Annotated in this window: 22 protein-coding genes; 15 read left to right on the top strand and 7 right to left on the bottom strand. The window is 59.0% G+C overall.

Annotated features, from left to right (window positions below):
* Positions 1-15: 15 nt before the first annotated feature.
* Positions 16-819, bottom strand: coding sequence for a lipid II flippase Amj family protein (locus IMCC20628_RS12685; RefSeq protein WP_047030519.1), 804 nt, complete (start codon positions 817-819; stop codon positions 16-18).
* Positions 820-955: 136 nt separating this feature from the next.
* Here IMCC20628_RS12685 and IMCC20628_RS12680 point away from each other — a divergent pair, with 136 nt between their 5' ends.
* The 3 genes from IMCC20628_RS12680 (at position 956) to IMCC20628_RS12670 (ending at position 3,270) form a co-directional block, all read left to right on the top strand.
* The gene (locus IMCC20628_RS12680; protein WP_156174504.1) at positions 956-1,639 is read left to right on the top strand and encodes a TetR/AcrR family transcriptional regulator C-terminal domain-containing protein; all 684 of its coding nucleotides are present in this window, start codon (positions 956-958) and stop codon (positions 1,637-1,639) included.
* Between the two features lie 82 nt (positions 1,640-1,721).
* A complete protein-coding gene (gene ilvC / locus IMCC20628_RS12675; protein ID WP_047030518.1) occupies positions 1,722-2,741 on the top strand; it encodes a ketol-acid reductoisomerase in 1,020 nt (339 codons plus the stop codon).
* A gap of 223 nt (positions 2,742-2,964) precedes the next feature.
* Positions 2,965-3,270 carry a hypothetical protein gene (locus tag IMCC20628_RS12670; RefSeq protein WP_047030517.1) on the top strand — a complete coding sequence of 102 codons (306 nt, stop codon included), beginning with the start codon at positions 2,965-2,967 and terminating at the stop codon, positions 3,268-3,270.
* A 629-nt stretch (positions 3,271-3,899) separates the two neighbouring features.
* On the opposite strand, the gene IMCC20628_RS12665 is transcribed toward IMCC20628_RS12670, so the two are convergent.
* Entirely contained in the window at positions 3,900-5,177 is a 1,278-nt protein-coding gene (locus tag IMCC20628_RS12665; protein ID WP_047029005.1) for an IS66 family transposase, read from the bottom strand.
* A 128-nt stretch (positions 5,178-5,305) separates the two neighbouring features.
* Between IMCC20628_RS12665 and IMCC20628_RS12660 the strand changes: the two genes are divergently transcribed.
* Positions 5,306-5,815, top strand: coding sequence for a hypothetical protein (locus tag IMCC20628_RS12660; protein ID WP_047030516.1), 510 nt, complete (start codon positions 5,306-5,308; stop codon positions 5,813-5,815).
* 48 nt (positions 5,816-5,863) lie between these two features.
* Here the strand turns inward: IMCC20628_RS12660 and IMCC20628_RS12655 are convergent, their stop codons facing one another.
* Positions 5,864-6,112, bottom strand: a complete 249-nt coding sequence (locus tag IMCC20628_RS12655; protein WP_047030515.1) for a DUF6552 family protein — start codon at positions 6,110-6,112, stop codon at positions 5,864-5,866.
* Positions 6,113-6,215: 103 nt separating this feature from the next.
* Complete coding sequence (locus tag IMCC20628_RS12650) at positions 6,216-6,920, bottom strand: SDR family oxidoreductase (protein ID WP_047030514.1); 705 nt, start codon at positions 6,918-6,920, stop codon at positions 6,216-6,218.
* Positions 6,921-7,028: 108 nt separating this feature from the next.
* Here IMCC20628_RS12650 and IMCC20628_RS25800 point away from each other — a divergent pair, with 108 nt between their 5' ends.
* Complete coding sequence (locus IMCC20628_RS25800; protein WP_047030513.1) at positions 7,029-7,922, top strand: LysR substrate-binding domain-containing protein; 894 nt, start codon at positions 7,029-7,031, stop codon at positions 7,920-7,922.
* Here the strand turns inward: IMCC20628_RS25800 and IMCC20628_RS12640 are convergent.
* Positions 7,919-9,181, bottom strand: a complete 1,263-nt coding sequence (locus IMCC20628_RS12640; RefSeq protein ID WP_047032534.1) for a PLP-dependent aminotransferase family protein — start codon at positions 9,179-9,181, stop codon at positions 7,919-7,921. The two genes, IMCC20628_RS25800 and IMCC20628_RS12640, sit on opposite strands and share 4 nt — an antisense overlap.
* Before the next feature lie 525 nt (positions 9,182-9,706).
* Between IMCC20628_RS12640 and IMCC20628_RS12635 the strand changes: the two genes are divergently transcribed.
* The 10 genes from IMCC20628_RS12635 to IMCC20628_RS12590 all read left to right on the top strand — a co-directional run bounded on the left by IMCC20628_RS12635 (position 9,707) and on the right by IMCC20628_RS12590 (position 18,088).
* Positions 9,707-12,073, top strand: coding sequence for a putative monovalent cation/H+ antiporter subunit A (locus IMCC20628_RS12635; RefSeq protein WP_047030512.1), 2,367 nt, complete (start codon positions 9,707-9,709; stop codon positions 12,071-12,073).
* 2 nt (positions 12,074-12,075) lie between these two features.
* On the top strand, positions 12,076-12,495 hold the full coding sequence (locus IMCC20628_RS12630; RefSeq protein ID WP_047030511.1) for a Na(+)/H(+) antiporter subunit B: 420 nt from the start codon (positions 12,076-12,078) through the stop codon (positions 12,493-12,495).
* Positions 12,495-12,872, top strand: coding sequence for a Na+/H+ antiporter subunit C (locus tag IMCC20628_RS12625; RefSeq protein ID WP_047030510.1), 378 nt, complete (start codon positions 12,495-12,497; stop codon positions 12,870-12,872). The genes IMCC20628_RS12630 and IMCC20628_RS12625 overlap by 1 nt, the downstream gene beginning before the upstream one ends.
* A gap of 13 nt (positions 12,873-12,885) precedes the next feature.
* Positions 12,886-14,454, top strand: a complete 1,569-nt coding sequence (locus IMCC20628_RS12620) for a Na+/H+ antiporter subunit D (RefSeq protein WP_047030509.1) — start codon at positions 12,886-12,888, stop codon at positions 14,452-14,454.
* Positions 14,451-14,924 carry a Na+/H+ antiporter subunit E gene (locus tag IMCC20628_RS12615; protein ID WP_047030508.1) on the top strand — a complete coding sequence of 158 codons (474 nt, stop codon included), beginning with the start codon at positions 14,451-14,453 and terminating at the stop codon, positions 14,922-14,924. The genes IMCC20628_RS12620 and IMCC20628_RS12615 overlap by 4 nt, the downstream gene beginning before the upstream one ends.
* Positions 14,921-15,346, top strand: coding sequence for a cation:proton antiporter (locus tag IMCC20628_RS12610; protein WP_047030507.1), 426 nt, complete (start codon positions 14,921-14,923; stop codon positions 15,344-15,346). Before IMCC20628_RS12615 ends, IMCC20628_RS12610 begins: the two co-directional genes overlap by 4 nt.
* Positions 15,339-15,671, top strand: coding sequence for a monovalent cation/H(+) antiporter subunit G (gene mnhG, locus IMCC20628_RS12605; RefSeq protein WP_047030506.1), 333 nt, complete (start codon positions 15,339-15,341; stop codon positions 15,669-15,671). Before IMCC20628_RS12610 ends, mnhG begins: the two co-directional genes overlap by 8 nt.
* A 264-nt stretch (positions 15,672-15,935) precedes the next feature.
* On the top strand, positions 15,936-16,358 hold the full coding sequence (locus IMCC20628_RS12600) for a MucR family transcriptional regulator (protein ID WP_047030505.1): 423 nt from the start codon (positions 15,936-15,938) through the stop codon (positions 16,356-16,358).
* A gap of 334 nt (positions 16,359-16,692) precedes the next feature.
* On the top strand, positions 16,693-17,283 hold the full coding sequence (locus IMCC20628_RS24730) for a helix-turn-helix domain-containing protein (RefSeq protein WP_156174503.1): 591 nt from the start codon (positions 16,693-16,695) through the stop codon (positions 17,281-17,283).
* Positions 17,270-18,088, top strand: coding sequence for a DUF6456 domain-containing protein (locus IMCC20628_RS12590; protein ID WP_052766415.1), 819 nt, complete (start codon positions 17,270-17,272; stop codon positions 18,086-18,088). Before IMCC20628_RS24730 ends, IMCC20628_RS12590 begins: the two co-directional genes overlap by 14 nt.
* Here IMCC20628_RS12590 and IMCC20628_RS12585 read toward each other — a convergent pair.
* Complete coding sequence (locus tag IMCC20628_RS12585) at positions 18,051-18,479, bottom strand: SufE family protein (protein ID WP_047030503.1); 429 nt, start codon at positions 18,477-18,479, stop codon at positions 18,051-18,053. The genes IMCC20628_RS12590 and IMCC20628_RS12585 overlap by 38 nt on opposite strands.
* A gap of 249 nt (positions 18,480-18,728) precedes the next feature.
* Positions 18,729-19,052, bottom strand: coding sequence for a DUF5330 domain-containing protein (locus IMCC20628_RS12580; RefSeq protein WP_052766414.1), 324 nt, complete (start codon positions 19,050-19,052; stop codon positions 18,729-18,731).
* Positions 19,053-19,490: the final 438 nt, after the last annotated feature.

Raw genomic sequence — 19,490 nt, 5'->3', positions numbered from 1 at the left:
TGACGGGCCGGCCGGTCACAGCCAGCGGGCGACGGACACGATCAGATGCGCGCCGGGAACCAGCAGGATCTGCGCCAGCACGGTTCCGGCCAATCGGCTCAGCACCATCCAGACCAGCACCCGCCGGTAAAAGCCATCGCTGACTTCGCCTTCGACGACGTCATCGGTCAGCCCGGCGAGATAGGGATCGATCAGGATGAACATCATGATGGTGGCCACACCATTGATCACCGCGGACAGCGAGCTTGCCGTCACCCGGAACTCGGGATCGATCGTGCCGGCATAAATCGCCGACAGCACGCCCACCGTCCACAGCGCGGTGGCGAAGAAGTTCATACCGATATAGACCGCCGGAAAGTCCTTCGAGACCCGCAGCGATGTCAGGTTCTGATAGCGCGGCAGCGCCACCGATTGCATCACCACGGTTGCCCCGCGCGGTGTCAGCGCCTTGAGCATGAGCCGCACCAGATTGCGTCGTTTCTTGAAGCCTGCCACCGCACCGGTGGCGACGCGCTGAACTGTGGGGATCAGCAAGCCGCCGATGATGGTAGCGACCGAGGCTGCCGCCAGGATCAGCGCGAAATCCTGATGCAGATGGCTCGAGGCGCTGTCCAGGATCGAGCTTTCCACCCGCTTGGCCAGCAGCGGCGCCTGAAACGAGTTCGAGGTTCGCGACACCAGCACCATGGCGTTGAACAGCGAAAACGCAATCGCGATCTGTCCGGTGCGGATGCCGGCAATCCGGAACGCAAACGCCAGCGTGCCGATCAGGTGGATGACGAAGGTCAAAATGATGATGGCCAGGAGTTGAATGTCCATGCCGGTGTCCGCCCAAAGCTCAAATGTCCGGAGCGGAGATATCGGTTGATTTCAGGTTTATTTGCGGCGGGGAGGGCTGGTCAACCGTTCTATTCTAGCTTGACACAGTACCGTACGGTACGGTACATCGCTTTCCATGAATTTGACCCTTACCCCAGACACTGCTCCCAAGCAGACCGCAGCGCCTGCTGATGCCGCCTTTGGCGCATCAGTGGGCGAGGAGCTGTCGGAGCGTCAGCAGGAAGTGCTCGACGCGGTGCTCAAGCTGATGGTGGCCGAGGGGGACGGGTTTTCCGTGGCTGCCGTGGCGCGTGCCGCAAGCTGCTCCAAGGAAACCTTGTACAAATGGTTTGGCGACCGTGATGGTCTGCTCACTGCCACGGTACGCTGGCAGGCCTCGAAAGTGCGGATGCCGAAATTTCCGCAGCAGCAACTGACGCGCGACAGCCTCCAATCCGCGCTCACCGGCTTTGCCGAAAGCTGGCTGACAGTGATCACCGGCGATCTGTCGATCGCGCTCAACCGTGCCGCCGTCTCCCATGCCGGATCGGGCAAGAGCCGGCTTGGCGAAATTGTCTTGACCAATGGTCCTTTTGCGATGAAACAGCGCATCGAACCGCTGCTGGAAGCGGGCAGGGCAGCGGGATTGCTCGGCTTCGAGGACGTTGCCGATGCGTTCCGCAGCTTCTTCGGGCTGGTGGTGGCTGACACGCAAATCCGGCTTCTGCTGGGCGAGGGCAACCATCCCGGCGAGGCGGAAATCACCACCATCTCCGCTCGGGCGGTGACAAAATTCCTCAGTCTTCACGGCCGGGGATAGAAACTCAGGAATTTGGCGGCGGATTTTTTTGTCCGGCGCTGAGAGAACAAAGACAACGCGAACACACAAACGGGAGTTTATCATGCGCGTATATTATGATCGTGACGCCGACCTCAATCTGATCAAGTCGAAAAAGGTAGCCATCATCGGCTACGGTTCCCAGGGCCGGGCGCATGCGCTTAACCTCAAGGATTCCGGCGCAAACAACGTCGCCGTCGCCCTGCGCGAAGGTTCGGCCACCGCCAAGAAGGCCGAAGCCGATGGCTTCAAGGTCATGAGCGTCGCCGAAGCTGCCGGCTGGGCCGACCTGATGATGATGGCCGCTCCCGACGAGCTGCAGGCCGACATCTACAAGGACCACATCGCCGCCAACATCCGCGACGGCGCAGCCATCGCCTTTGCCCATGGCCTCAACGTGCATTTCGGCCTCATCGAGCCGAAGGCAACCGTCGACGTCGTCATGATCGCGCCAAAAGGCCCCGGCCACACCGTGCGCGGCGAATACCAGAAGGGCGGCGGCGTGCCTTGCCTGATCGCTGTTCATCACGATGCATCGGGCAACGCCCATGAACTGGCACTGAGCTACGCCTGTGGCGTTGGCGGCGGCCGTTCCGGCATCATCGAAACCAACTTCCGCGAAGAGTGCGAAACCGATCTGTTCGGCGAGCAGGTTGTTTTGTGCGGCGGTCTGGTCGAGCTGATCCGCGCCGGTTTCGAAACGCTGGTCGAAGCCGGTTACGCGCCGGAAATGGCCTATTTCGAGTGCCTGCATGAGGTCAAGCTGATCGTCGACCTGATCTATGAAGGCGGCATCGCCAACATGAACTACTCGATCTCCAACACCGCTGAATGGGGTGAATATGTCTCCGGCCCGCGCATCATCACATCGGAAACCAAGGCCGAGATGAAGCGCGTTCTGCACGACATCCAGACCGGCAAGTTCACGTCGGAATGGCTGCAGGAATACAAGGGTGGCGCAGCGCGCTTCAAGGGCATTCGCCGCATGAACGATCGTCACCAGATCGAGGAAGTCGGCGAAAAGCTGCGTGGCATGATGCCGTGGATCAAGGGCAACGCCCTGGTCGACAAGGACAAGAACTAAGCTTCATTGAACGTTCAATGAACCAGGAGGCCGGGAGCGATCCCGGCCTTTTTTCATAGGCGTGGGAGGGAGTGGCGAGGGCAGGGAGGGCAACAGATTAGAAAGACCGGCCTCTGTCAGAATACCAGATTTGTTCGATTTATTTTCGGAACCAAAAACCGGTCGTAGCATTGTGCCTTTGTAACCAACATCAAAGGCCCCCGCCTTTCTAGAGGAGAATGAAATGAAACAGATTCTTGCTGCCGCCGCTCTCACCATGTGCTTCACCGCCGGCGCTTTTGCGCAGACCAATGCAGACAACGCCCGTGGCGAACTTGACGCCTATGCAGGCGGCGACACCACCGTGTTCGGCATGATGTTTGATGACGAAGGCAATGACGTTGACGATGCGACCTTCCAGTCGAACTGGGACAATTCAACTCCTGAGCAGCAGGCGATGCTGAAGGATGCTTGCACCAAGGCACAGGAAGCCAAGGCCGAGTTTTCCGACATGGTTGCCAGCCGCTGCAAGGCCGCAACCGGAAACTAAATTTCCCGTGATCTGATTCCCCCATCAGATCATCTGAGCCAGTCGGCATCCCCAGCCGGCTGGCTTTTTTGTGTGTCCGATTGCCTTGTCCGTCTGTTACAGCACCCAGTTTGCCGGAACTGTCCCGTCGCGTTTATCTTCTACCAGTCGCATCATCCATTGATCCATGTGCTGGCGACGCAGTTCCTGATGATCAAGCTGCTTTTGCATCATTTAAGCGACATCACTGCTGCTTCACTACGTCGCCAGCGCTCGCCGCGCAGATTGGCAAGTTGTTTTCTCCCTGCTGAGCGCAAGTCAGAAAATGCCGCCGCTAAGGGGTATAGCTGACCAGTCGATTGTAACGGCGCAAAGTAGAGCTTGCAAATTGACGAGTTAAGTATACGTGTTTATATGTGGTATTTAACGGATGAGAGTGAATATTACTCAGTCGTTTACATGAAGAATAAGCCTTCTATAATTGAAATTCAATTGAGTAGACTATTGGTGATTGGGAATGCCTACAAATTTGACAATACATGTGCGAAACAATGAATCCGCAACTCAATTGTTCTGCGTATTCCAGGAGCCGGCAATTTTTACCGTAATTACCCACCCCTGAATTCGTGATTTCCGGTTCTTCTACCGGCCTATGCCAGGACGGATGCGATGACCTGGAAGGGGTTTGCGCCTTTGAGGCGTGCGGTATCGACTGTCGTGCGTATGTTCGCTTCGGCTTGGGCGGCCCACATGGCGCGATATCCGTTTGTCACCTTTCGCTGAATGACCCATGGACGGAGCTTTCGCTCAGATGTGTTGTTGGTGACATCGACTTCTCCGGGATAGTCGCAAAACGTCAGCAGCTGATCGCGGGCCCGCCCGATCTTGGCCTGGAGCTTTTGGGCCAGGTCGCATGAAGTCGGGGCGCATAGAAGCCCGGCAAGCTGTTTATCGAATTTGCGCTTCTTGCTTGCGACGGTAGACGCAGCGAATGTGCTTATGGCTCTGGCGAAATCAAACACACGGCCAAACCAAAGCTGGAAGCGAAGAGGGAGATCATCCTCGCCATGTTCCAGCGCAAAGGCTGTATCACGCGCCAAATGTGCAAGGCAGGTTTGATGTCGATGGCCGTGAGATTGCTGGGCTGAATACCGATCAGATATCCATACCTCGGGGACATGGCCGCCCATGGTCTCGTGAACGACCCGTGCTGCACGGGAGTAATCGGGCTGGTGGACAACGGCATCCTTGCAATGAAAAACCCAGTGTTGGGCATTTGTGCCCTCAATACGCACACCGGTTTCGTCGCTGGCGACAACGCGGGCGGCTCGAAGGCTGGCCTTGGCGGCCTGTGCTGTGGCCTGGAAGCTCGGACGGGAGCGGGCAAACATGTTCATGATCGCGCCCTCGCTCGCATGGAGGCCGAAGATATCCATGAACACACCGCTCAGGCGTTCGTAAGACAATGCATGGAAACTCTTGAGGTAGATCGCCAGCGCGTGAATGCCTGGCCCGAACGGCGTTGCGGTTGCCACGGCAGGTGCGGTGGCTTTTGTCGTCGTGCCGCATTGCGGGCAATGACAGGAAAAACGCCGATGCCGGGTGACATGAGGACGGATCGCAGGAATATCGATCTCGTCATAGGCCCCGGCCAGCACCATCGTATCATCACCGGAAAACGCATGGCCGCATCTCTTGCAGGCGGTCGGTTCATGATCGCGAAACATGTCGGCAAAATCCGCCAGCACCCTATTGTGGGGTTCATGCCCGGGCTTGGCTCCACCCGGTCGTGAGTTGACGCGTTTCTCTTTCTTGTCCGTAGAGGGCGGCTTGGAAGACGTCCGAGAATCCTTGGCAGGCCGTTGGAGCCGAAGCACCATCTCGATCAATTCGTCCTTGCTCAGCTGCTGCAAATCAGTCCGATCCATATCATCATGGATTCAGACATTGTGGTGCATGGCAAGGGGGTGGGTAATTACTTTTTACCGGTGGACAGCAGGTCTACAGCAACAGTCTTTTCGAGCATAGCCTTGGGAATTACGGAGATACCGGCTCTGTGCTGACCTTTCAGGTCAATATGCAAACCTATGCCGGGATCCAGCAGGCCCACAGCATGCCACAAGTCGGTCAGTCGTCAGGCTACTCATCGGCATGTCGCGCCATTAATCTGGCGCCCGCTTCAGGTTTCGCCAACGACTGGACGACAGGGTCTGTCTTGCCCTTCGGGTTGACGATGCCTGCAGCCGGCACAGGGGTTAAGCCGGGGGCGTTCCGCATTACCATGCCGCCATTCCAGCCGCCGGTCGTCTACAATGTCGGAACGGCTATCGAGGTGAATGGCGACATAGTCCTTTCGAGTTTCACGGTGGCAAAATCCAATAGCAATACGGAGTGTCAGCCGGTGATGAAATACTTCGTCCAGACCGGCTCCTACACGCCGGGAACAGTCATGAATTTTGCCCAATCCAGCGTCAACGCAGCACTTTGCGACTTCACCCCCGGCTATAGCGTCATTGACGTTACCCTGAATGCTGATGGGACGTGGACCGTCCAGTACATTCAATAATCGGCCCGGTTGCCCGGCATGCGCCCCCATCCGCTGAAGTCGAACCGGTCACCCCGCGCTCATCCCCGCCACCATTGCCGCCAGCGCTACGATGTGGATCAGCATGATCGCCTTCTCGTTCCACAGCACACCGACCGCAAACCAGCCGAACACGCCGACCACGAACAGATAGAGGTTCCACGGCGTCCAGCCGAAGCCGGTCGCCGTGTAGCCCATAATCTGGATGATCGATGCTACCCATTTGAGCGCAAAGGCGATGCGGTCGCTCGAAACGGTAGCAACAACTGCAGTTGCCATCGTTCGTGATCCTTGAGTGAGGTCGAGCCAAAGCCCGCCGGATCCGGGGCCCGGCGTCTCTGCGGAAGCGGTCAATTCAGTCAGGATACGCTCGCGCCGACCGTCAGACCGAGCGCGTCAACCCGCCGTCTATGCGCAGGTTCTGGCCGGTGATGTAGGCCGCATCGTCAGACGCCAGATAGGAGATCAGCGACGAGACTTCGCGGGCATGGCCGTAGCGGCCCATCGGAATCCGCGCCTTGCGGTCCGCAGTTTCCGGCAGCGAGTCGATGAAGCCCGGCAGCACATTGTTCATGCGGATGTTTTTTGCCGCATAGCGGTCGGTATAAAGCTTGGTGAAGGCCGCAAGTCCGGCGCGAAACACGCCCGAGGTTGGAAACAGCGGATCGGGCTCGAACGCCGCGAAGGTCGAGATGTTGAGGATCGTGCCGCCGCCCTGGGCTTCCATCAGCGGGGTGACCAGCCGGGTCGGGCGGATCACATTCATCAGGTAAAAATCCATGCCCTTGTGCCAGTCATCATCGCTGATCGTCAGAATATCGCCTTTCGGGCCGTGGCCGGCGGAATTGAGCAGAACATCAACCCGTCCCCAGGCCTTGGTCGCCTTTTCGACAAACGCAGCGAGGGCGTCCGGATCGATATTGGAGCCGGTGTAGCCGATGCCGCCCAGCTCTTCGGCCAGCGCTTCACCCTTGCCCGACGAGGACAGGATGGCGACCTTGAAACCGTCAGACGCCAGGCGCCGTGCTGCGTCCGCGCCAATGCCGCTGCCGCCGGCGGTGATCAATGCAACCTTGTGTTCGCTCATGTCAGTCTCCTTGTAAATCTTCCGGAAGCGTACCGGGCGTCATAGACGTTGACCAATCATGTTTTCTCGCTCAGACTGTAGAAAATCTACTGTCATTCGGAGCGCTGCATGCGTCTGCCCAACCTCAATGGCGTGCGCGCTTTCGAATGCGCCGCGCGCCATCTCAATTTCCGCCTTGCTGCCGAGGAACTGAACCTGACCCAGGGCGCGGTGGCCCAGCAAGTCCGCAAGCTCGAAACCTCGCTTGGCCAGAAACTGTTCGTCCGCAAGCCACGCGGGCTGGAGCTGACCGAAAACGGCGCGGCCTATTTTGCAGAAACTCATGCCGGCCTCAGCCGCATCGCCCAGGCCACTGCACAGCTGGCGCCGCCCACCCGCAGCCTGGTGCTCAGCGTGCCGCCATCCTTCGCCAGCATGTGGCTGATGCCGCGACTGGCTGATTTCGAGGCGCGCTTTCCCGACATTGACCTGCAGGTGATCGCCTCGGAGAAACTGTCGGATTTCGACACCGATGGCGTCGATCTGGTGGTGCGGCAGGCCAGCCCGCCCTTCGCAAAAGAGCTCACATCAACCCTGCTGTCACCGCTCGATCTGGTTGCCGTCGCCAGCTCCGCCTATCTTGCCACCATGCCGGCCATCGGAACTTTCGAGGGTTTCCGCGCTCACCGCCTGCTCGAGGACGCCCACCGCCACTGGCGCCGTCTGCTCGGCACAGAAGAAGCCCCTAAACCGGACACGGGGCCAGCCGCTCGCGTCTCTCGCTTCAACCAGACAGCGCTGGCCATCGCCGCCGCCCGCGCCGGCCGCGGCGTGGCCATCGCGGCGAAAACCCTGGTCAAGCCGGATATCGAGGCCGGTGACCTCAAGGTGGTCTGGCGTGACGAAGCCAGATCCGCGACCGGTTTTTATGCCGTAGCGCCGATCAACCCCGGACGCTCACCGCGCGACCGGGACCATCTGGCGGAGTGGTTGTGCGGGCAGTTTGGGGTCAAGTGGGGCTAGACGGGGTTTGCGCTTCCCCGAACCACCCGACCCAACCGCATGATCCCTTCCTCGATCATCGCCTCGCTTGCGCAGGAAAACGACAGCCGCAGCGTGTTGGCGCCCGACCCATCGGCGAAGAATGCCTTGCCCGGCACAAAGGCGACGCGTTCGGTTTTCAGGCTTTCGGCCAGGAGGCTCGCGCCATCAAAACCTTCGGGCAGGGTGACCCAGATGAACATGCCGCCATCGGGCCTGGTCCAGCTCACGCCTTCTGGCATGTGGCGGGAAAGGGCTGTCAGCATGGCGTCGCGGCGGGCCTGATAGACGCTGCGGATCTTGGCGACTTGAGCCTCGAAACCGTCCGATGCCACTTTGTGGATCGCCATCTGGTTCAGCGTTGCCGAATGCAGATCGGCTGCCTGTTTCATCAGCACCAGTTTCGAGATCACCGGTTTGGCAGCGCAGACCCAGCCGACGCGCAGGCCCGGCGCCAGCGTCTTGGAAAAGCTGCCGCAATAGATCGTCCGGGTATTCTCGATCGAACCATTGCGTTCGATGTCGAGCGCCAGCATCGGCGGCACGTCGTCGCCGTCATAGCGCAGCGACTGGTAGGCGGCGTCCTCGATCACCGCGATGTCGAGCTCTTCCGCCAGGTCGAGAATGTTCTTGCGCGCGGACGCGGCAAGGGTTTCGCCGGTCGGGTTGGCGAAATCCGCCGAGGCATAGGCAAATTTCACCGCACCACCATTGGTGCTGGCGGCCTCGCGGAAATCGGCAGCCGAACGGTTGCCCAGCGGGGTGAGGCGGTCGTAATTGGGCTCATAGGCATTGAATGCCTGCAGCGCGCCGAGATAGGTCGGCCAGCCGACGAGCGCGGTGTCGCCCTTGGATAAGAACAGCTTGCCGAGATAATCCAGCGCCTGCTGAGAGCCCGAGGTGATCATGATGTTGTCGGCGGTGCACGCGACGCCGAGCGAGGCCATGCGGGTGACCAGCCAGTCGCGCAACGGCTTGTAGCCTTCGCTGACCGAGTATTGCAGAGCCGCGCCCTTGCTGTCGCCCGACAGCGCTGCCGTCAGCGCCGCGCCAAAGGCTTCGGCCGGAAACAGCGCCGGATCGGGAATGCCGCCGGCAAACGAGATCACATCGGGCTGATCGAGCAGCTTCAACAATTCGCGGATTTCAGACGCCTTCATCCGCTCCGCCCGCGTGGCGAATAACTTCGGCCAGTCGAGTCCGTGGCCTGCCGTTGCGGTTGGTGCTGTGTCAGTGCTCATGCCCGATCCTCCCGGCGCGCCGCGTTCATCCGAACGCCTCAAGGCCGCCTGCCGTTTTGCTGTCCGCTGATTGAGTTGGTTCGAATGAAGTCTTCGCAGCGCAACAAAAATGCGTTTGCGCCGCTCTTGCAGCAAGAATGATCACGAACCGAAATATATGTCAACAATACTGACCTAATATTTTTGAGTGAGCGCTGAGGGTCAAGGCTCGCCCATCCGGCGTCAGCCCTCCGGCATCGGATTTGAAGATCCGGCAACCGGTGCCGGCACTCATGGCCTGTCTCTTGCGGTACAATCACAGAACCCGGCCGAAGCTTGGAAAGCTTTTCGCTGCGGCATCCCGCCGCGGCTCAACGCAAGACAGTATCGGCAAGTGTTGGTGCTCCGGACCGTTTGGGTTAAAAAGGCAGGTGCTTATCCATCAAATATGAAAGCGCTGACTTGTCCTTGACGTGTGTGACGATTAAGTGACGGGTATCAAACCGTATTAAGCGGATATGACAGGGCCGGCCCCGGGGAACTTTTATGAGCGCTGTTGCGCCTGGAACGACTTTTTTTGTCTTGATGTTGCCATTTCTGGCGGCGGTGGTCGCCCCGTGGCTGACACGTCGACTCGGTCATAATGCTGCCTGGATTCTGGCGCTGGCGCCGGCGGCGATTTTCCTGCATTTTCTTGGCTTTGCCGGGGCTGTTGCCGATGGCGGCGTCGTTACCGGCGGCTTTAAATGGGTGCCGTCTTTCAATGTCAGCTTTTCCTGGCTGATCGACGGCCTTTCGCTGACCTTCGCGTTGCTGATTTCGGGTATCGGCGCGCTGATCATGCTCTATTCCGGTGGCTATCTGAAGGGCGACGACCAGCTCGGCCGGTTTTTCTCCTTCATGCTGCTGTTCATGGGTGCCATGCTTGGCGTGGTCATTTCCGACAGCTTCCTGATGCTGTTTGTCTACTGGGAACTGACCTCGATTACCTCGTTCCTGCTGATTGGTTTTGATCACACCCGCGAGGCCTCGCGTCGCGCCGCGATGCAGGCGCTGGTGGTCACCGGCGGTGGCGGGCTGGCGCTGCTGGCGGGCCTTCTGGTGATCTGGAACATCACCGGCGTCAGCCAGATTTCACTGCTGCTGAGCTACGGCGACGAGGTGCGAAACAGCCCGTTCTATCTGATGGCGTTGATTCTGGTTCTCGGCGGTGCGTTTTCCAAATCGGCGCAATTTCCGCTACATTTCTGGTTGCCCAACGCCATGGAAGCGCCGACACCTGTGTCGGCCTATCTGCATTCCGCCACCATGGTCAAAGCCGGCGTCTATCTGCTGATGCGGCTCAACCCTGTACTCGGCGACACTATCTGGTGGGAGACCATTCTGCCGGTGTTCGGCGGCACCACGCTGATTGTCGGCACGCTGCTTGCCATCCGCCAGACCGATCTCAAGCTGATGCTGGCCTACACCACAGTATCTTCACTCGGACTGTTGGTGATGCTGACAGGCTTCGGCTCCGATCACGCCATTGCCGCAGCCGTGCTCTATCTGGTGGCGCACTCGCTGTTCAAGGGCGCACTGTTCATGGTTGCTGGCCTGATCGATCATGAGTCCGGCACCCGCGACGTGACCAAATTGGGCGGGCTGCGCAAGGCGATGCCGATCACCTTCATCGCCGCCATGGCTGCCGCAATCTCGATGGCCGGTTTGCCGCCGTTCATCGGCTTCCTCGCCAAGGAGGAAATCTACTATGCCCTTTGGGCGATCAATCCCTGGTCGCTGGCCTTTGTGGCCGTGGCTGTTGTCGGCAATGGCCTGATGTTTGTCATCGGGTTTGCCGTCGCCATCAAGCCGTTCTTCGGCCCGGCGGTCAAAACCCCGAAGGCGGCCCATGAGGGTCCCGTGCTGTTGTGGCTGGGCCCGCTGACGCTCGGCATTGCGGCGCTGGGGGCAGCACTGATGTCGCCCGTCACCCACCGCTTCATTTCCTCGCCGATGACAAGTGCGGTGGCCGGGCAAGCCGAGACCGTGACGATCTCGCTGGTGCCGCATATGGGCCCGGCGCTGATCCTGTCGCTGGTCACCATCGTCTTCGGCGTCATCGCCTACCGCATGCTTGATCGTCTCCGCGCCGCCATGGCCTGGCTTCTCGAAACCCTCGGCTGGGGCCCTGATCGCGGTTTCGATCAGATGATCTTCGGCATCGTGCGGCTTTCCGTCAGGGTGACGCGGTTCGTTCAGCCCGGCCGGCTGGAAATCTACATGATGGTAACATTCCTGATGATCGCCGCCGCCCTCATCGGGCCGATGGCCTGGTATGGCGAATGGCCGGCAATGCCGGTCTGGCCGGAAGGAGTGCAGCCCCACGAGCTGGTGGTCATGGCGCTCGTGCCAATCGGTCTGCTCGCCGTGATCTATGCCCGCGACCGGCTGACGGCGATTGTGTCATTGGGCATTCAGGGCTTTGCCGTGGCGCTGATTTTCCTGCTGTTTGGCGCGCCGGACCTTTCGTTTACCCAGTTCATGGTCGAGACCCTGGCCGTTGTCATCCTCGCGCTGGTCATGGCCCGTTTGAAGCTGACGGCCGCCGATCATCGTCCGACCGGCGAAAAAGCCATCGACATGAGTGTGGCGCTGGCCTGCGGCGGCGGCTTCATGCTGTATCTGCTGTCTGTCACCCAGCAGCCGTTCAACACGGAACTCAGCGATTTCTTCTCGGCCTACTCGAAAGTCGTCGCGCACGGCGCCAATGTGGTCAATGTGATCATCGTCGATTTCCGCGGCACGGACACTCTGGGCGAAATCGCCGTCGTCATGGTCACCGGTCTCGCCATTCTGTCGCTGATCCGCATTCGCACGCCGCGCGTTCCGGTCGCCGACAATGATCCGGATCGCAACGGGGGAGGGCTCTAACCATGCGCACAGTCATCTTTCGCTCGATTGCGCCTTACCTGACCAGCCTGATGTTGCTGTTTTCCGTCTTTGTGCTGCTGCGCGGTCACAACGAACCAGGCGGCGGCTTCATCGGTGGCTTGATCGCCGCATCGGCGCTGGCGATTTACGGTATTGCCTGCGGCGTGGCACCTGTGCGCCAGGCGATCTATTTCCATCCGATGGCGATTGCTGCCTTTGGGCTGTTCATGTCGGCCATGGCGGGCGTGCTGTCGGTTTTCGCCGGCGTGCCCTACATGTCGGGCTTGTGGGTCTATCCACACTTCTTCGGGGTCGAACTGGCCTTGTCGAGCGTGCTGGTTTTTGATGTCGGGGTCTATCTTGTCGTCGTCGGCGCGATCAGTTCGATCGCCCTGGCGCTCGAGGAAAGGGATCGCGACTGATGGAGCCCTTGTTTGCCCTTCTGGTCGGCGCGCTGTTCACCGTCGCCATCTATCTGTTTTTATCCAAACACATCATCCGCATTCTGATGGGCGCGGCGATCCTCGGCAATGCCGTCAACCTGCTGATCTTCACCGCCGGACGGGTAACGCGCGAAGTTCCGCCGATCATCCCCGACGGGGCCGATGCGCTGACTCATGCCGCCGCCAATCCGTTGCCGCAGGCCTTGATTCTGACGGCAATCGTGATCTCGTTTTCGTTTTTTGCGTTTCTGCTGGTGCTGGGTTACCGCGCATTCCAGGAACTGGAGACCGACAGTTCCGATGAAATGCGTGTAGCCGAACCGGTGGGCGAGCAATCGCCACCGGCGAGCTACTGAGGAGAGACCGGCAATGGCTGGAACAAGCGAAGGTCTTCAGGACTTCTCCGCCGTTTACGTGCTCCGGCCGGTTGCGGCTGCCGACTGGCTTATCGCCGCGCCGGTGGTCTGGTGCATTCTGACAGGTGCGTTGCTGCTGATGCTGCGCAAACGCACCGATGTGCAGCCGCTGATCGCCATTCCGGCGCTGGCTGTTCTCGCGCTGATGACGCTCGGTTTGCTTGCCCATGTCGTCCAGAACGGCACAGTCACCATGACCATGGGCCGCTGGTTGCCGCCGTTCGGGATTTCCTTCACCGTCGATCTGTTGGGCGCATTTTTTGCCGCCACCTCGTCGCTGGTGGCGCTCGCCGCCGGGATTTACGGCCGCAGCGATGTGGATGATTCCGGCCGCCGCTATGGCTTCTACCCGTTCCTGATGCTGATCATGGCCGGCATTCTCGGTGCGTTTCTGACCGGAGATATCTTCAATCTCTATGTCTGGTTCGAGGTGCTGCTGATTTCGTCCTTCGGGCTTCTGGTTCTGGGCTCGGAGCGCAAGCAACTGGATGGTGCGGTCAAATACGCCTTCCTCAACCTGATCGCCACCACGCTGTTCCTGGTCGCCACCGGTTATCTCTATGGCCTGTTCGGCACCCTCAACATGGCCGATATCGCCATCAAGGCATCCGAGCTGCGCGGCACGGCACCTTTGATGACGCTGGTAACGCTGTATCTTCTGGCCTTCGCCATGAAGGCCGCTGCGTTTCCGGTCAATTTCTGGTTGCCTGCCTCCTACCACACGCCCCGTCTGGTGGTCTCGGGGCTGTTTGCCGGATTGCTCACCAAAGTCGGCGTCTATGCGCTGCTGCGAATTCTGGGAATGCTGTTTCCACTCGAGCGGGAGGAACTGTCGTTCATTATCGCCATTGTCGCTGCCCTGACCATGGTTCTGGGAGTCATGGGCGCGCTGGCGCAAAACGATATTCGCCGCGCGCTGGGGTTCCTGGTGATCTCGGGCATCGGCGTGATGCTGGCCGGTCTGGCACTGGGCAGTCCCGCCGGCCTCTCCGGCGCAATCCTTTATGCAGCTCATTCGATGGTGGTGATGACGGCGCTTTATTTTGCCGCCGGTCTCGGTGCGCGGCTGGGTGGCGGTTTCGAGCTCACCTCGGCGGGTGGTGTTTATGCCAAGAATGGCCTGATTGCAGCGATGACGCTGATGCTGTTCTTCTCGGTCGCAGGCCTGCCGCCATTCTCCGGATTCTGGCCCAAGATCATGCTGGTCAAGGCCTCGCTTGATATCGGCGCCTGGTGGCTGGCCGGATCGATCCTGGTCACCGGCTTCCTGACCACCATCGCAGTCGGCCGTATCTGGGTGCTTGCCTATTGGCGTCCTGCTGTGAGGGCAGAACCGAACGAAGCGCACATCACCCCGTTGCCTGCAGGGGCGACAGCTGCGCTGATGGGGCTGGTGCTGCTGACCACGGCCTTCGGTGTCTGGCCTGAGCCGGTGATGGCGCTGGCCAAGGACGCGGCACTCGGCCTGCTTGATCCGTCCGCCTATGTGTTGTCGGTGTTTCCTGAGGAGGTGGTGCAATGAGCCTGTTTCTTGTCAATGTGCTGTTGGCGCTGGCCTGGTCGGCTGTCACCGGTTCGTTCAGCTTTCTCAATTTCGCCTTTGGTTTCGTTCTGGCGATCTTCGCATTGTCGATTATTCGCCAGCAGGTCGGCTCGATCGGCTATTTCTCCCGCGCCCGGCGGGTGATTTCGCTGTTGCTGCTGTTCATTTATGAGCTGGTGCTGTCGTCCTGGAAAGTGGCGGTGATGGTATTGTCGCCGCGCATGGATCTCAAACCTGGAATTTTCGCCTATCCGTTGCGGGTCGATCGCGATTTCGAAATCACCATGCTGGCCAATCTGATCACATTGACGCCCGGAACGTTATCGGTCGATGTCTCTGATGATCGCCGTATTCTTTATGTCCACGCTCTCGACGCGTCGGATCCCGACGCCACAAGGCGCGACATCGCCGAAGGATTTGAGCGCAAGATCATGGAGGCGTTCCGATGATCAGTGTCGCATCCATTTTCGACTATGCGGTGATACTGGCGCTTGGCATTTTGTGCTTGTCGTTCCTCATCACCATCTACCGCATCGTCAAGGGGCCGACCTTGCCCGACCGTATACTTGGTCTCGACATGCTGGTGGCGATTGCCATCGGATTCATTGCGGTGATCGGAATCAAGACTGGATACACGCTTTATGTAGATGTCGCGATCGCATTGGGGTTGGTCGGATTTCTGGCCACCGTGGCCTTCGCCCGGTTCGTGTTGTCGCGTGGAAAGACCGAAGACGACATCCTGACCGAAGCGCGGGAAGCCGCCGCCACCGCCCGCCGGCAAAACAGGGCGCAGCAAGCCCAAACCGCAAAGACCGGGGCCGGACACCAATTTGCCACAAACAAGAGTAAAGAAGTCCCGGCCAATGAATGATATTGCCACACTGATTTCTGCTGCGTTGCTGGTGATAGGCTCTATATTTGCCTTGATTGCCGCGATTGGTTTGCTGCGTCTGCCTGATCTATACACGCGCATGCATGCCGCTTCGAAAGCCGGAACCATGGGGTCCTGCCTCATGCTGATCGCTCTGGCAATTCACGCTTCTGATGTAGGAACCGTGTCCCGGGCCTTGGCCGGTGTTGTGTTTTTCTTGCTGACCGCTCCGGTATCAGCACATCTTCTGGCCAAAGCTGCCTATTCGGTCGGCTATCGATTGCACTCTTCTTCTGTAAGGGATGAAATGAGCCCTGACAGTTAACAATAGTGTTTAATCGATTTGAAACTATGAAAATTTCAACCTATGACTTCATAGAGTAACTGTGCGCACGTATCTAAAAAATTCTTGAAATAATTTTTGACTTTTTCTATTAGGATATCAGTCATTGTATGAGATTTAGTACTTGTCCAAGTTTCAGATTCATGTATGGAAGTTCCTTCAGCTTGTTGCACGGAATGTGCGCAGTTCCCAATAATACATTCCGATGACTACGGCAGCATGCTTGCTAAAAGTTAGGACCCGAATATGAATGAAGCAAACAAAGACAACGCCACCGATCTTCTCATTGAACTGACGGCAGAAATTGTTGCGGCTTATGTCAGCAACAATTCCGTTGCGGTGAATGATCTTCCAAGTGTGATCACGCAGGTGCACGCAGCACTTGGCGGCGCCACACTCCCTGTGGAAGAAGTCGTCGAAAAGCAGAAGCCGGCTGTATCAGTGCGTCGTTCGATCCAGAACGATTTCCTGATCTGCCTGGAAGATGGTCAGAAATTCAAGTCGCTGAAGCGTCACCTGATGACTCATTACGGCCTGACACCTGAGCAGTACCGCGAAAAGTGGGAACTGCCGGCTGACTATCCGATGGTCGCTCCTGCCTATGCCGAGGCGCGGTCGCGTCTGGCCAAGGAAATGGGTCTCGGCCAGAAGCGCAAGCGCGCAGCCTAGACCAATTGCTCCGGTCGATCGTGGTTTGGTCGTCAACCCTTGAACCGCGATTGGTCTGATCATCTGACCGGCCTGTTGGCCGATCGAACAAACTCAAAAGCCGGGGCCTTGTGCTCCGGTTTTTTGTGTTCGGCGTACCGCGCCGACTGATGACTCATCGCTTTTGGCTCTGCTGTTGAAGGTCTGCGCTAACAATCAGCGTCAAAATGGGAGGAAAAAATTCCTCCAAAATTCTCTTACTGATTCAAATAATGACATAAAAACAACGTAAGGATGCGAGGCGAGGCTGGCTGCACGTCCACATCCCCTTGTAGCATGTAAGAAAATATTCCTATTGCAGGAGATTTTCATCATGGCCAAACACCCAGTCCATAAGCCACGCAGAACGCGTCAGATAAAGCGCGAACCCGTCATGGAACCGTCCCGAATCCAATGCGGCCTGTTGCAGGCTGCGCCCATCAGCCATAACGCATTGCCGAATGTGGTCAATTCCTGGAACGCGGAACTGCAGGACTGTCGAACTGCCCGCTCCAATTGCACACTCATCGCCCTGGCAGGGGGACGCTCAAGCGCTGCGGCAATACGGATCGATCCGGTGGATGTGTTGCGTTGCCGTATCGTCTGGCGCCTGGTCACAGAGTTGTTCTCTGCCGCCTGCGCACAGGATTTGCCCGCCGGTATTGCTCGCCGCCGACCCCGCTGCCACAGGCGGCAGGTTGCCATGTATCTCTCTCACGTGGTGCTGTCAGTGCCCTACCGCAGCATCGCAATGGCCTTCGGCCGCGACCGCACAACGGTGGTGCACGCCTGTTCGGTCACGGAAGACCGCCGCGATGATGCCGGCTATTACAGGTTCGTCGAAAACTGCGAACGTTGTATCAACGCTGTGTTTGCGCCTTTTGGACATGACCATGCGGAGCTCTGAACCGCGCCAGTCACGCAAGGCCTTGGCAGCGCTTGTCGGCTTTGTCGCCCGCGGCCCTGTGACCGGACAATGCATTCGGTCGGTGCCGATGACGTCCCGGTTGGAACTCGAACGCAGTGACGGAACCCGGCGCATGGTCGATACATGCCTGTTGAAGCTGACTCTGGAACGCGGATTGCTGGTGGGCAAAGTGACGCAGGGAAGGCCGCCAACGCAGTGCACCTATACGCCCACGCCGGAGGGTAGGGCGGCGCTCAGGCGGTGGCTTTGCGACCCCGATAGCGCCTTTCAGGACCAGCACCGGGCTCTGCAGGCGCGATCCGATCCGGATATGGGGCTGGTGAGCGTCAACGCGCGCGAATCGCCGCTGGCGGCCCTGGCGCGGATCAAGGGCAGGGACGGTGTGTTGTTCCTCTCTCCCGTTCATGTCGAAGCCGGGGAAAGGCTGCGGATCGATTTCACCAGGGGGCAGATGCAGCCCTCACTCGGACAAAGCTGGGAGCCGGTTCACATTGGACGGCAAACTGGCGGCGCCGGTGGCGTGGCAGACATCACCGATTCGGCTCTGGCCGCGCGCCTGCGCGTGCAGCGCGCACTGGCGGAAGTCGGTCCCGAACTGTCCGGTGTGCTTGTCGACGTGTGTTGTTTTCTCAAGCGGCTGGCAGAGGTCGAACGCGAACGTCAATGGCCGGTCCGCTCCGCCAAGCTGATGCTGCGCACAGCACTGGCGGCACTCGCTAGGCATTATGACAACCCCGGACGTGGTTCTAAGCCGCCGCCCGCGCAGCCGCGGCATGCGCCTTGATCCGCAATACCATAGACCGCAGCCCGTTGGCGCGCTGCGTTGACAGGTGCTCGCCCAGACCCAGCCGGGTGAGCAGTTCACCTTCGTCGAGTTTTTCGACCACCGATGCTTTTTCGCCCGAGGTGGCGGCCAGCACGATAGCGACCAGGCCGCGCACGATATGAGCATCGGAATCACCCCGGTAAATCATCACCGGATCGCCGGGTTCGCCCGCTTCGGTTTCGGCCACCAGCCAGACCTGGCTGGCACAACCCTTGACCTTGTTGGCATCCGTATGTTCGGTTTCCGGCATCTCCGGAAGCGCCTTGCCGATCTCGATGAGATAACGGTAGCGGTCCTCCCAGTCGTCGAGATATTCAAAGTCGTCAATGATGGTTTGCAGCGAAGCCATGGCGTGTTCCTGTATTCGCCAACCATATAAGCGGAATTGGCCGCCAATACACCCCGGGGCTTCGCAAAACCTGGAACGACAGGTCGATGCTCAGCGCTAACAGGGACATGATCATAAAAAACGCCGCCGGGAGGAAGGGCATGTTCCCGGCGGCGGCGCGTCGAACGCGGCTTGAGTTGGCAGTGTCAGGCAATATGAACTTGGGAGATGGCGCCGTTTCAGTGCGGCCCCGGAAAAGCGATGGCGCGACTAGTTTGTCGCAGGCAGCGATCCGGTCACCAGATCGGGCTCGCTGTCGGAAAATTTTGTGTCCAGAAACTGGTAGGCGATGCGGGCGCCTTCCTTGGCGCGTATGCCCAGAGCGGCAAAAGTCTCGCTGCCGGTTTCGCAGATATCAGGTTTGCGCACGCAGATCTGTTTGATGTCGGCGAAGGCTTCGGCGGCAGCGGCCATGCTCTGGCCGACTTCCAGCGGCGGTGCGTTTTCAAGCGCCTTGTCCGATTCAGTGTTGATAAACGGCAAGGCGATCAGCACGAGCGAGAACCAAAAACTTCCCTTGATCAAAAACCACATGGAGGAGCCCTTCCTGTTGCCCGCCATCTTTGGGCGGAAATGTCCGGGTTGTTCCGAACTTGATGGGGATCATGCCGGAGCTTCTTCAAGGTTGATTTGAAACCAGCGCGAAGTTTTGAGCCAAATTCGTCTCAAATTTTATGCAATCGGCCAGGGCGCGTCCGTATCTGTCTGGATATTGCCGGAAATCGATGTGCGATCCGGGCCATGCCGCGGGCATGGCTGGACTATGGTTTTGGCAGTTCAAGTGCCCTGCAATGTCACCGGGGCCAGCGCGACCTCGCGGGAACCGGTTTACGGAAAGCACTGATTAACCATGTTGCTCAAAGCCGGTTGATCAGGTGCGCCAGCGGGCAAAAACCGCTTGATTTCGGTCCCGGGTGCTGTGTGGCTTATTCTTTCCTTAAGTCGGCAATGCGAAAGTCCAACCAACAAAAA

Origin of the sequence: Hoeflea sp. IMCC20628 (assembly GCF_001011155.1) — a bacterium.
Classification (GTDB): Bacteria; Pseudomonadota; Alphaproteobacteria; order Rhizobiales; family Rhizobiaceae; genus Hoeflea.
The sequence above is the reverse complement of the archived record's forward strand: the minus strand, read 5'-3'. Positions and strand labels throughout refer to the sequence as shown.

Coding starts and splice junctions, on each gene's coding strand:
- IMCC20628_RS12685 (WP_047030519.1), bottom strand. CDS start 819: ATGGACATTCAACTCCTGGCCATCATCATTTTGACCTTCGTCATCCAC.
- IMCC20628_RS12680 (WP_156174504.1), top strand. CDS start 956: ATGAATTTGACCCTTACCCCAGACACTGCTCCCAAGCAGACCGCAGCG.
- ilvC (WP_047030518.1), top strand. CDS start 1,722: ATGCGCGTATATTATGATCGTGACGCCGACCTCAATCTGATCAAGTCG.
- IMCC20628_RS12670 (WP_047030517.1), top strand. CDS start 2,965: ATGAAACAGATTCTTGCTGCCGCCGCTCTCACCATGTGCTTCACCGCC.
- IMCC20628_RS12665 (WP_047029005.1), bottom strand. CDS start 5,177: ATGGATCGGACTGATTTGCAGCAGCTGAGCAAGGACGAATTGATCGAG.
- IMCC20628_RS12655 (WP_047030515.1), bottom strand. CDS start 6,112: ATGGCAACTGCAGTTGTTGCTACCGTTTCGAGCGACCGCATCGCCTTT.
- IMCC20628_RS12650 (WP_047030514.1), bottom strand. CDS start 6,920: ATGAGCGAACACAAGGTTGCATTGATCACCGCCGGCGGCAGCGGCATT.
- IMCC20628_RS25800 (WP_047030513.1), top strand. CDS start 7,029: ATGCGTCTGCCCAACCTCAATGGCGTGCGCGCTTTCGAATGCGCCGCG.
- IMCC20628_RS12640 (WP_047032534.1), bottom strand. CDS start 9,181: ATGAGCACTGACACAGCACCAACCGCAACGGCAGGCCACGGACTCGAC.
- IMCC20628_RS12635 (WP_047030512.1), top strand. CDS start 9,707: ATGAGCGCTGTTGCGCCTGGAACGACTTTTTTTGTCTTGATGTTGCCA.
- IMCC20628_RS12630 (WP_047030511.1), top strand. CDS start 12,076: ATGCGCACAGTCATCTTTCGCTCGATTGCGCCTTACCTGACCAGCCTG.
- IMCC20628_RS12625 (WP_047030510.1), top strand. CDS start 12,495: ATGGAGCCCTTGTTTGCCCTTCTGGTCGGCGCGCTGTTCACCGTCGCC.
- IMCC20628_RS12620 (WP_047030509.1), top strand. CDS start 12,886: ATGGCTGGAACAAGCGAAGGTCTTCAGGACTTCTCCGCCGTTTACGTG.
- IMCC20628_RS12615 (WP_047030508.1), top strand. CDS start 14,451: ATGAGCCTGTTTCTTGTCAATGTGCTGTTGGCGCTGGCCTGGTCGGCT.
- IMCC20628_RS12610 (WP_047030507.1), top strand. CDS start 14,921: ATGATCAGTGTCGCATCCATTTTCGACTATGCGGTGATACTGGCGCTT.
- mnhG (WP_047030506.1), top strand. CDS start 15,339: ATGAATGATATTGCCACACTGATTTCTGCTGCGTTGCTGGTGATAGGC.
- IMCC20628_RS12600 (WP_047030505.1), top strand. CDS start 15,936: ATGAATGAAGCAAACAAAGACAACGCCACCGATCTTCTCATTGAACTG.
- IMCC20628_RS12590 (WP_052766415.1), top strand. CDS start 17,270: ATGCGGAGCTCTGAACCGCGCCAGTCACGCAAGGCCTTGGCAGCGCTT.
- IMCC20628_RS12585 (WP_047030503.1), bottom strand. CDS start 18,479: ATGGCTTCGCTGCAAACCATCATTGACGACTTTGAATATCTCGACGAC.
- IMCC20628_RS12580 (WP_052766414.1), bottom strand. CDS start 19,052: ATGTGGTTTTTGATCAAGGGAAGTTTTTGGTTCTCGCTCGTGCTGATC.